At 37.6% G+C, this 10,849-nt stretch carries 11 protein-coding genes; 7 read left to right on the top strand and 4 right to left on the bottom strand.

Features of this window, described 5'->3' with window-relative positions:
- From AAF462_05705 to AAF462_05695, 3 genes are all read left to right on the top strand, one after another.
- Positions 1–310: heterodisulfide reductase-related iron-sulfur binding cluster (locus AAF462_05705; GenBank protein ID MEM7008616.1), on the top strand; the 310-nt coding region annotated here is incomplete at its 5' end.
- 134 nt (positions 311–444) lie between these two features.
- Positions 445–1,701, top strand: a complete 1,257-nt coding sequence (gene pabB, locus AAF462_05700; protein MEM7008615.1) for an aminodeoxychorismate synthase component I — start codon at positions 445–447, stop codon at positions 1,699–1,701.
- 33 nt (positions 1,702–1,734) lie between these two features.
- Positions 1,735–2,547, top strand: coding sequence for an aminotransferase class IV (locus tag AAF462_05695; GenBank protein MEM7008614.1), 813 nt, complete (start codon positions 1,735–1,737; stop codon positions 2,545–2,547).
- A gap of 267 nt (positions 2,548–2,814) precedes the next feature.
- Here AAF462_05695 and mnmE read toward each other — a convergent pair whose 3' ends face one another.
- The 3 genes from mnmE to AAF462_05680 all read right to left on the bottom strand — a co-directional run bounded on the left by mnmE (position 2,815) and on the right by AAF462_05680 (position 6,147).
- Positions 2,815–4,221: a tRNA uridine-5-carboxymethylaminomethyl(34) synthesis GTPase MnmE gene (gene mnmE, locus AAF462_05690; protein ID MEM7008613.1), complete on the bottom strand. Its 1,407-nt coding sequence runs from the start codon at positions 4,219–4,221 to the stop codon at positions 2,815–2,817.
- Positions 4,222–4,296: 75 nt separating this feature from the next.
- Positions 4,297–4,878 carry a TetR/AcrR family transcriptional regulator gene (locus AAF462_05685; protein ID MEM7008612.1) on the bottom strand — a complete coding sequence of 194 codons (582 nt, stop codon included), beginning with the start codon at positions 4,876–4,878 and terminating at the stop codon, positions 4,297–4,299.
- Positions 4,879–5,025: 147 nt separating this feature from the next.
- Positions 5,026–6,147, bottom strand: coding sequence for an SAM-dependent methyltransferase (locus AAF462_05680; GenBank protein MEM7008611.1), 1,122 nt, complete (start codon positions 6,145–6,147; stop codon positions 5,026–5,028).
- A 92-nt stretch (positions 6,148–6,239) separates the two neighbouring features.
- Here AAF462_05680 and AAF462_05675 point away from each other — a divergent pair, with 92 nt between their 5' ends.
- The 4 genes from AAF462_05675 to AAF462_05660 all read left to right on the top strand — a co-directional run bounded on the left by AAF462_05675 (position 6,240) and on the right by AAF462_05660 (position 10,517).
- Positions 6,240–7,025: a 1-acyl-sn-glycerol-3-phosphate acyltransferase gene (locus AAF462_05675; protein ID MEM7008610.1), complete on the top strand. Its 786-nt coding sequence runs from the start codon at positions 6,240–6,242 to the stop codon at positions 7,023–7,025.
- Between the two features lie 142 nt (positions 7,026–7,167).
- Positions 7,168–8,334 carry an LL-diaminopimelate aminotransferase gene (locus AAF462_05670; GenBank protein MEM7008609.1) on the top strand — a complete coding sequence of 389 codons (1,167 nt, stop codon included), beginning with the start codon at positions 7,168–7,170 and terminating at the stop codon, positions 8,332–8,334.
- A 29-nt stretch (positions 8,335–8,363) separates the two neighbouring features.
- Complete coding sequence (locus AAF462_05665; protein MEM7008608.1) at positions 8,364–9,908, top strand: cellulose synthase family protein; 1,545 nt, start codon at positions 8,364–8,366, stop codon at positions 9,906–9,908.
- A gap of 90 nt (positions 9,909–9,998) precedes the next feature.
- Positions 9,999–10,517 carry a hypothetical protein gene (locus AAF462_05660; GenBank protein MEM7008607.1) on the top strand — a complete coding sequence of 173 codons (519 nt, stop codon included), beginning with the start codon at positions 9,999–10,001 and terminating at the stop codon, positions 10,515–10,517.
- Between the two features lie 146 nt (positions 10,518–10,663).
- Here AAF462_05660 and AAF462_05655 read toward each other — a convergent pair.
- Positions 10,664–10,849, bottom strand: a 186-nt coding sequence (locus tag AAF462_05655) for a hypothetical protein (protein MEM7008606.1), incomplete at its 5' end; no start/stop codon positions are given.

The following is a 10,849-nucleotide window of genomic DNA, read 5'->3' as shown; positions in this document are numbered from 1 at the left end:
TCCTAGAAAGGTGCTCAAATCAATACCGGGACTTAAGCTTATTGAGCTTGATAGAAAGAAAGAGAGGAGTTTTTGCTGCGGCGCCGGTGGTGGTAAAATCTGGATGGAAGAAGACGCTCCAAGGGTAAACTGGAATAGATTTGAAGAGGTCGAATCTAAAAATCCAGATAGTGTTGCGGTTGCATGTTATTTCTGCGATACGATGTTTGAGGACGCGGCCAAACAGGCAGGAAATGAAAATATCGAGATCAAGGATATCTCAGTAATACTAAGAGAGTCCGTTGAAGTCGAGAGCAAATCTCAAGATTAAATAATCAATGATTTATATTGGTTATCCATAAAATCAAAGACTTAGCCGGCTATTTCCAATGCTTATCTGTAAGTTTAATCTCGTTTATATCTGTTCTTGTAAATATCCCAAATAAAGTTAAGCTTTTCTCCTAAATGGGTATCAAAAATAATTATACTTGCCTACTAGTAGATTCTGGAGATGGATGGTTTTCAAATAAAAATAGCTCTCCAGCTTATGTTGCATTCGACGAGCCTGAGCTGTCTTTGGAGTTTGACGGCTCAGAATCAAAAACAATCTCTAAAAACGGCGTTGATGTCATCGATACCTTGCCTCTGGATCTCTTAGATCAATACATAGAACAAGGCTATACTGCAGTGGGCTATATTGGATATGACTATTCTAAATTCACAATGGAAGGTTTTGAACCTATATCTGAAAAAGAAGGAGACATATTTCCGGCACTAAATTTTTTGTTTTATAAACAAAACAAGCCTAAGATTAAAGAGTTTGAAGAATTTGCAAATAGAATGCAAGTCCCTGTAAACAAAGAAGAATATAAAGACAACCTTCCCGCAGATGGCCCCGTGCACATGTGTAGCAATATGACTAAATATGAATATACAGATATGATTAATAAAGGGAAGAGCTATATACAAAGTGGGGATATATATCAGGTCAATCTATCCCAGAGGATGGTAAGCAGACTAAGGCTTGAACCATTTGAATATTTCTCTAAATTCTATTTAACCCAGCCAGTGCCATATGGTTGTTATCTTGATTTTGGCCGATTTCAACTTTTAAGCGGCTCAATGGAGCTATTCTTGGAGAAAAGAGGTAACAAATTACTAACTAAGCCCATTAAAGGTACAACCAAACGAGGCAATACAGATGAAATTGATACGATCCTAAAGGCAAAATTAATCAGCAGCGAGAAAGAGAGAGCTGAAAATCTCATGATAGTTGATTTAATGCGCAATGATTTAGGCAGATTATCATTGCCCGGCAGTGTGAAGGTAAATACACTTTTTGAGCTACAAACCTATTCAACTCTCCACCAAATGGTGTCAGAAGTTGAATCCAAAGTGGATGAAAATATTAAAGCATCTCAGATAGTTAGCTCAGTTTTTCCACCAGGATCAGTAACTGGAGCACCCAAGAGAAGAACATTAGAAGTTATAGATGAATTAGAGCCTCATAGAAGAGGTCCTTATTGCGGAGCTATAGGAATATTTTATCCGAATGGGAATTTTACATTAAGTGTGGGAATTAGAATCATGCTGATACAAAATGGCAAGGCAACTTATTTCGCTGGTGGAGGTATTGTTTGGGATTCAGATCCTCAAAAGGAATATGAAGAAACAGTTCTTAAATCAAAAGCAGTCAGTAGGTCAATGGGAATTCATATTTAAATCAACTCCAAATTAGTGTTACTAGTCTCGAATATGAAAGATTACATATATATTGAAGGTGAACAAGTAGATGATGGTTTTCCGATTCGTACATTGTTTTATGGCGAGGGTGTGTTTGAGACTTTCAGATATAAAAAAGAGCTGCCAATTTTATTTCAAAAGCATTTAGATCGCATGGAACATGGCGCTAATCGCTTAACAATCCCTTTTCCTGAACCCGAGCATGTGTCACAGCTAGTAACTAAAGCTGTAACTGACTCCAATATAGAGGATGCATATATTAAAATTTGTCTTTTATCTTGCGGTGAATCTTCGTTTCCTGAATTTGCTAGAAACTCCCAAGTGCTAGTAATTATTAAACAATATTTATATTATGACAACCCTTTGCGAGTAATAACTAATAATTTCAAGATGATTTCAAATTCTGGATTGACCGGTATAAAGTCGATGAATTACCAAAATAACATCTTGGCAAGAAGACATGCTTTGGATGTTGATTATGATGAGGCCTTGTTTTTGAATGAAAGAGAGGAAATAGTAGAATGTAGTGCGAGTAATATCTTCTGGTATGCAAATAACGCCCTATATACACCTTCAAAACAAACCGGTGCCCTTTGCGGAACTACAAGAGGTATGGTCATAGATTTGGCTAGGAGATCTGGAACCAAAGTACTAGAGGGTGAATTCGGAGTAGATCATTTGGATAAAGCTGATTTTGTATTTATTACTAATTCACTTAATGGCTGCAGAGCTGTATCGAGAATCAACAGCAGAGACTATGAAGTTAATCATAAGCTCTTTATTAGTCTAAAAAATGAAGTATTGGAAAAATTAAACTGGTTATAATCCCACAGTATTTATACATAATTTATTCATATCTCAATCGACATAACTGCTTTCGTGCATAATAATTAAGCATTGTTTTTACAAACCCCCGTAATCACATAGAAATTTTTATAAAGTGGAAGAATTGTGGACAAAAAATTAATACAAATCAACTTAAATATCCTAAGTGCTTTATATCATTGAATAATGTCAATTAACATATTCTTAACAATTGTGTGGAAATCTATCCACATTTTAAAATGTTTCACGTGAAACACTCGGAACAGACTACTTTCCAATACAAAACTTGTTGAATATTCTGCCAAGTATATCCTCGGTTGTAACTTCTCCTGTGATCTCCCCTAAAGACTCTAAGGCTATTCTTGCATCAAGCGCTAGGAATTCGGGAGACGAATTGTCTTTTAGGGCAGCAAGGAAAGATTTAAGGCTGCTGCAGGATCTTTCTAGAGCTGTTTTGTGGCGTAGTTCGGTCAATACAATTTCACTTGCCTCAGAATTCTCGGAAGTTATCGATAAAACTGTCTTGATGGTCGCTTTTAATTCGTTAATACCAGTGCCGAGCTTGGCTGATGTTTCCACGGTTCTTACCTTATCTATGTAGGTTTTAGTATCCTCATTTGTTGTTTTGGTAGCAATATCTGCTTTGTTTAGTACTAAAACCGCTTTTTTATCCTTAATATGGTCTAATATCTCTTTGTCGTTACCGTCTAATTCGCTGCTAGAGTCTATGACGGCTATGATGAGCTCTGCTTGCTCTGCTTTTTTCTTTGCAAGTCCAACCCCTATATTCTCTATCTCGTCGCTGCTAGTCCTTATGCCAGCAGTGTCGGTTAGTTTTAGGGCTATTCCGCCTATATCAACGCTTTCCTCAATGAAATCCCTTGTTGTGCCTGGAATTGGGCTTACAATGGCCCTTTCTTTCATAATCATCTGGTTTAGTAGGCTGGACTTTCCGACATTGGGTTTTCCAATAATTGCTGTATTTACTCCGTCTTTTAGAATTCTGCCATGCTCGTATGTGTTAATGAGATGGTTGATTTTGTCTATTAACCCCTGAGACTGCTTTTCAAGTCTATCTTTGACAATAGAATCAATGTCCTCTTCAGGAAAATCAACTTGCGCTTCAATCTCGGCCAAGATATCTGCAATTATGTCTTTATATTCATCAATTCTCTTTGAAAGCGCCCCTTCTAGCTGCATTTCCGCCTGTTTTAAGCCTTCTTGAGTCTGGGCGTTGATGACATCTGTTACTGCTTCAGCCTGAGCGAGGTCCATTTTGCCGTTGAGATAGGCTCTAAGTGTGAATTCGCCGGGTTTTGCCGCTCTTGCGCCGCTTTTATAAATTAGATCTAGTATCTTCTTTGGCGCTAAATAGCCCCCATGTGAGTGGATTTCGGCCATATTCTCGCCCGTATATGAGCTTGGAGACCTCATAACTACGCATAGCACCTCATCGATAACCGTTTTAGATGACTTATCTACAATTTGCCCGTGGTACATGTGGTGAGATTGCATTTCAGAAGGATTAATCATTTCGCTATTCCTAGTGAAAATTCTTTGGATAATGCTAGTACAGTCTTGTCCACTGACTCTAATTACTGCTATGCCGCCTGGACCCTGTGCTGTGGCTATGGCTGCTATTGTGTCCTGTTCGTATACTTGGTTTGTGCTCATATAATATACATTCCGGTAATATGATTTAGGACTAGTATAAAGAATTATATAGAACTTTCTATACTGAGTCTCTTATTATTGCTTTCTCTCTAGTAGCTTTAAAAGTGCTTTGGTGCTAGATCTAAAAGTAAGTCCTGATCGGCTGGTTTTTGTTACTAATATCCCTCCTTCTATTAGGGATAAGATCATGCGAGCTAATTCTTTTGGTGATATATCCTTTTTGTATACGCCGGCTTTAATTCCCTCTTTTATACAAAGTTCAATTGCCTTTTCAGTTTGAGAGATATAGATAGAAAGTCTATTTCTGAATTTTTCGTTCACATCGCACATCTCGTTTGCTAAATTGCCAAGGGGTAAGCCATATCTGAATTTCTGAGATTTTTGGATTTTGAAAATTTCTTGGAAATATTTTTTAAGTCTTTCATTGGGCAGGGTTGTGTCATCCTTTAGTATGCTTAGAAAATTCTTTTCATGTTCTTGTCTTCTTATTTCTAAAACAATTAATCCCAGTTCCTCTTTTGATGAGAAGTGATAGTAAAGATTGCTTTTTGTTATTTTGCTTTTTTTTATAATATCGTCTACCGAAGTATTCTGATATCCCTTCTTGTGAAACAGTTCTAGCGCGCTATCGACAACTTTTTGTTTGCTGGTTCTCATATTGCTTGTAACAATTATTAGGACTAACTGGTCAGTCCTAATAATATCATGTGATCAAGTGATGTCAAGCTATATGTAAAAGGGCTAAACTCTATCTGGTGAATCACTTGTTCATGCTTGGGGTAGTTATGGTGTGTGATTTTATTGCTATAGCACTTTAAAGCTTATTTTAAGGGGGGATTGGGGGTAGAAAGCTTTTGAATCTGCAATGTTTTTTTCTTGAAGAAGAACTTTGAATTTATCTCCCATAAGTTCAGGCAAAAATAAATTTTTAACAGCTTGTATCTCTTTTTGGTTAGTGTTGCTTTCTATGAATTCTAAAATTCCCCAGTCGACAAGAAATTGCCCCTGGGTTGTATAGATGATTTTATTAAGCCCTAGTTTATTGCCGGCTCTTATTAAATTGCTAAAATCCACATGTGCTGTGATGTCCTGCTCGCCTATGTTCAAATATGGAGCCTCATTTATTTGGTGTTTATGAAGACATTTATATGTTCCTCTTTTTCTGTCAGGGCTATAAAGTTCATTTTGTAGAAAACCGTAATCAATAGTTAAGACAAAACCTTGGGCCAATTTATTCTCAATCTGCAATAGCATGTTCTCAGCCTCAAGATTAATTTCAAACTCCTGTCCCTCAATAAAATCAAGATTAGTTTGCTGTGCATAATGAGCTAATTCTTTGTGCCCGGGCATATCTATAACTTCAATATACTCTTCATTGTCTAGAGATACATATATCTCAACAAGCTCGCTATTAACAATTTTTAACCTGTGGAATGAAAGAGCGTCAAAAAGCTCGTTTGAGATAACTACTCCTGCTATCTCTGAATTGTTGATATCAGATAAATCCGATAACCAGTTAATTTTATTTATATGCTCACCGAGTATCTTGAGAGCATTACTTTTTGAGGTGTCATTTCTTTCAACGATATAATAGTTAAGCCGGTCATATAAATTGTCGTCATGTTCTTTAATACGGTCTAAGACGTCCAGCGCCAAAAATCCTTTTCCGGCTCCAACTTCTAGTACTGATAATTTCTTCTCATCTATATATTCAAGGCTCTTAATTACAAAATTGCCGATCACACGCCCAAATGCTTTGTGAACATAAGGGCTCGTATAGAAATCCCCTTCTTTTCCTATTTCGTTCTTGCCCGAAGAGTAATAGCCATATTCAGGATGATATAAAGCAAGTTGCATGAAATCTGCAAAAGTTATCTTGCCCTTCTTTGTGATTTCAGTCTTTATTATGTCGTTTAGCTTGCTCATCAGGTCTAGGTAACACATCTTGATTTGAATAAATTATATCAGACTTATATAATCTAACGGATTTCAATTAATTATAATTGAGCGGAATCACAATGAATCTCATAAAGAAAATATTAAAAGGCGCAGGGTTCTTTTTGCTGGTAACCCTATTTTTTATAATCTCTACGATAGCTGATCTAATAGTAAGAGACAGAAAGAAAAAATTGATTACTTTTTCTAAAATCACATCTTTTTGTGCCAAAATCACTCTAATCATATTAGGAATCAGGGTAAATAAAATTAACTGGGATAAATACATTAATTCAGAGCATAACTATATGATAGTTTCAAATCACCTGTCATACGTCGACATATTTGTAATTTACTCGGCTCTTCCGGCCGTCTTTATTGCAAATTCTGAGCTGAAAGAAGAATTCCCCCTGGGAGCGATCACAGCCTATGCTGGAGGGATCTTTGTTGAGAGAAGAAACCGTTCAAAACTTCTTTCAGATATGAAAAACATATCAGAAGTTCTTGAAATGGCTATTCCCACAGTTTTATTCCCTGAAGCCACGACCTCAGATGGTGAAGGTCTATTAGCTTTTAAAGCTCCATTTTTAAAGTCGGCAATTAATACCCAAACGAATGTGCTCCCAATTTGCCTAAACTATAGAAAATTAAATGGCGAGCCTATTACGAGGAAAAACAAAGACTTGGTATTTTTTTGCGAGGATCTTTCTTTCTTTGCACATTTTTTTAGACTTTTGACAGTTAATAATATAGATGTGGATGTAGAAGCTTTAGAGGAAATAGAAGTAAACTCTAAAATGACAAGAAAAGAGCTCTCACAGATTACATACGATAGGATTAGTGAGTCATATGAAAAAATAGATGCGTGATATGCAACTATTAGTAGGTATATGCATCATAATATGTTATAAAATTTAACAGTTAAATCAGGGTAAAGGACTTCTTGCTCTAGTTGGGTAGGTTGGTTATCATAAAACTTTCCAAAAAGAACAATTAGAAGGAGAACTAAACATGGATGTTAAATGGGCGAGCCGTATTGCAGAGCTACCACCTTATCTGTTTGCGGAAATTGACGCTAAAAAAAATGAGCTAATCAATAAAGGGGTAGATGTAGTAGATCTTGGAGTTGGTGACCCTGATCTGCCCACACCAGATTTTATTATTGAGGCTCTTAATGAGGGAGCAAGGGATCCCGAGAATCATAGATATCCATCATATCAGGGCATGCGCTCTTTTAGGGTTGCAGTGGCTGAGTGGTACAAAGAAAGGTTTGATGTGGATATTGACCCTGATACTGAAGTCGTTGCGCTAATTGGCTCAAAAGAAGGCATAGCTCATGCTCCAATGGCATTTATTGATCCGGGCGATGTGGGATTGTATACAGATCCTGGATACCCTGTTTATCCAACCTCTATAAGTTTTGCCGGCGGAACACCCTATGCTGTTCCCCTGTATAAAGAAAATGATTTTCTTCCGGATTTGGGCGCAATACCTGAAGATATTTTAAAAAGGTCTCAGCTATTCTTTTTGAATTATCCTAACAATCCTACAACAGCAATAGCCGAAGAAGGTTTTTATGAAGAATTAGTTGATTTTGCAGCTAAGAATAATATTTTGATTTGCCATGACGCTGCATACACCGAAATTGCCTATGACGGATACAGCCCGCTTAGCTTCCTTCAGACTGACGGGGCTAAAGATGTGGGCATAGAATTTCATTCCTTATCCAAGACCTTTAACATGACGGGTTGGAGAATTGCATTTGCCGTGGGTAATGCAAAGGCAATTGCTGGGATTGGAAAAATCAAGACAAATATAGATTCTGGAGCATTTCAAGCTGTACAGCACGCGGGCATAGTAGCGCTTCAAAACTACAAGCAAGGTCTTTCCGACAGAATTAAAATATTTCAAGATCGCCGTGATCTATTCTGTAAAGGATTAGATGAGGCTGGACTGAAGTACCATATGCCAAAGGCTACTTTTTATGTTTGGTTTGAGGTGCCCGAGGGGCTTACATCAGCTGAGTTTTCTTCTAGACTGCTCACAGAATCAGGAATCGTTGTTACACCGGGAAATGGTTTTGGAGACTATGGAGAAGGGTATGCTAGAGTGTCGACTACATTTAGCACTGATAGAATAATCCAAGCAGTTGAAAGGTTAAAAGAAACCAAGTTTTAAGCAGTATTAAGTAACAACAGGAAAAAGAATTGGAATACGTTATTTTAATTTCTAAAATCGCTACAACTGTGGTCTATGGATTGGCCCTTTTGCTTCTATGTACTTTCGGCATACACCGATATTACCTCTCTTATTTATACAGCAGAAATAAAAACATAGTTCCTTCACCAAAAGGTAAGTTTGATAAGCTCCCAAGGGTTACAATTCAACTTCCCATATATAATGAGATGTATGTTGTGGAAAGATTGATTTCAACTGTCTGCAATATTGATTATCCCAAAGACTTACTCGAAATACAGGTATTAGATGATTCTACTGATGAAACCACGCAGATTGCCAAAAGCTGTGTTGAGCAATTTAAGCAAAAAGGATTTGATATTAAGTGTCTTCATAGAGAAAATCGTGAGGGTTATAAAGCGGGTGCTCTTAGAGAGGGGCTAAAGTCCGCAAAGGGAGAGCTTGTCGCTATATTTGATGCCGATTTTATGCCTCCTAAAGACTTTCTGAAAAAAACGGTTGATTACTTCTATGACAAAGAGGTAGGAATGGTTCAGGTCAGATGGGGTCATGTAAACCAGGACTATTCAACTCTAACTAAGTCTCAATCAATTTTATTAGACGGACACTTTATGATTGAGCAGACCGCGCGTTTTAATAACGGAAGGTTCTTTAACTTTAACGGCACAGCCGGAGTAATAAGAAAAGAATGTATAGAAACCTCAGGCGGCTGGCAGCATGACACGCTCACCGAAGACCTTGATCTTAGCTATAGAGCCCAGCTCTGCGGGTGGAAATTGGTTTACCTAAGGGATACGACAGCTGATGCGGAACTACCTGTTGATATGAATGCATTTAAATCACAGCAGCACCGCTGGGCAAAAGGCGGCGTTCAAACAGCATTTAAAATCCTGCCTAAAATATTTAAGAATAAGGAGCTGCCGTTTAAAGTTAAATCAGAGGCATTTTTTCACCTCTTTGGAAATATTTCCTACATACTTCTTCTAATTCTTCTTTTGCTAATGTTCCCAATGGGCTATTTCTGGCAGTCTGTAGCTTGGCATAATTTAGTGCTATTTAATCTCTTTGCAATTTCAGCTGGTACGCTTAGTTTCGCATTTTTCTATGCTCTCACAGTGAAAGAGACGCACGGCGGAAACTGGCTTAGCTATCTAAAATATGTGCCTGTTGCGATCTCTGTCGGCGCCGGGATTGCAGTTAATAATAGTAAGGCGGTAATCGAGGCTTTCATGGGCCGCAAATCAGAGTTTAGACGTACACCAAAGTTCGCGGTGACTTCAAAAAATGATAATTGGCGCAGCCGTAAAAGCTATGTTTCTTCAAAGGAAATCACTGCCGTTGTAGAGATCACGCTAGGCGTTTTGTTTCTTCTACAAACTATTTTCGCAATCTACAAGGGATATTATGGCTGGATACCATTTTTGCTCCTTATTCAGTTTGGCTTCTTGTATACAGGCTTTCTCTCTATCTCCCACAGCAAAGCAAAAAATGGGGCACAAACACCTATTAACACTATCCTTCCGGAGCCCGCACTGCAAAGGGAAAAAGATTACTAGATCTGTTCCTTAACATAATCTTCACAAATCTCAGATAAGCTCAGCAACTGATTTTATCCATGAACAAATTTATAGTTCGGAGGTTTTAAGATGAATAGATTATTCGTAATACCAGTGTTACTTTTCATAAGTGCTGTTTTAGCAATACCAAATAATAGTTTTTCACAAGCAAGCCCGGCTGAGCTTGCTACACTTCAAGGCCTAAATCAAAAGGGTATAGGAGTTCGGGTAGAAAATGTTGATGCAGATGCTGCAGCCGATGGGCTGGATGTAAAGAAACTTGAAAAAATTATCACCCAAAAAATAAAAAAGGCCGGCGTAAAAGTTATAACAAACCAAGAGGTAAATACCCTGCCGGGACAACCTAGGCTCGTTCTCAACATCAATACTGTTAAGCAGCCAGGACCTATTTACATATACACTACTTCACTCGATGTATATCAGATTGTTATATTAGCTAGAAATAACAGCCTTAGCGCAGTATCGCCCACATGGTCAGTCCTAACAACCGGCGGCGCACTACCGGAGGATCTTCATAAAAGCGTGGAAGCTTCTCTAGCACCCCTACTAGACAGCTTTATCCGCGACTATAAAGTTGCAAATCCCTAAACTGTTTAAAAGCTTATGGTAATACTACTCATGAAGTGTAACTAGTATAGATTCGCCTAAATTTATTTAGATACATATCTTAATGCCCATCTTGCAATAAAAGAAAATATCTGCTATAAAACTGCTCAGATAAGAGTTAGTCCTTATCAAAACTTGTCTAAGAGGTGGAGGATGAATAACCATAGTGTAGCGTTTAATAGTAGAGCTTTGTATTTTTTGGCTGTCTTTATTTTTCTTACTGTGATTCCCTTAAAATCTGCGTATTCAAATTTTGTTTGTTTACCCAATTGCAATGTAAATGATGGAAAGATGTTTGCCTTCAGCGGCGTAGG

The sequence above is a fragment of the Thermodesulfobacteriota bacterium genome (genome assembly GCA_039028315.1).
Classification (GTDB): Bacteria; Desulfobacterota_D; UBA1144; order Nemesobacterales; family UBA2774; genus CR02bin9.
The sequence above is the reverse complement of the archived record's forward strand: the minus strand, read 5'-3'. Positions and strand labels throughout refer to the sequence as shown.

Coding starts and splice junctions, on each gene's coding strand:
- pabB (MEM7008615.1), top strand. CDS start 445: ATGGGTATCAAAAATAATTATACTTGCCTACTAGTAGATTCTGGAGAT.
- AAF462_05695 (MEM7008614.1), top strand. CDS start 1,735: ATGAAAGATTACATATATATTGAAGGTGAACAAGTAGATGATGGTTTT.
- mnmE (MEM7008613.1), bottom strand. CDS start 4,221: ATGAGCACAAACCAAGTATACGAACAGGACACAATAGCAGCCATAGCC.
- AAF462_05685 (MEM7008612.1), bottom strand. CDS start 4,878: ATGAGAACCAGCAAACAAAAAGTTGTCGATAGCGCGCTAGAACTGTTT.
- AAF462_05680 (MEM7008611.1), bottom strand. CDS start 6,147: ATGAGCAAGCTAAACGACATAATAAAGACTGAAATCACAAAGAAGGGC.
- AAF462_05675 (MEM7008610.1), top strand. CDS start 6,240: ATGAATCTCATAAAGAAAATATTAAAAGGCGCAGGGTTCTTTTTGCTG.
- AAF462_05670 (MEM7008609.1), top strand. CDS start 7,168: ATGGATGTTAAATGGGCGAGCCGTATTGCAGAGCTACCACCTTATCTG.
- AAF462_05660 (MEM7008607.1), top strand. CDS start 9,999: ATGAATAGATTATTCGTAATACCAGTGTTACTTTTCATAAGTGCTGTT.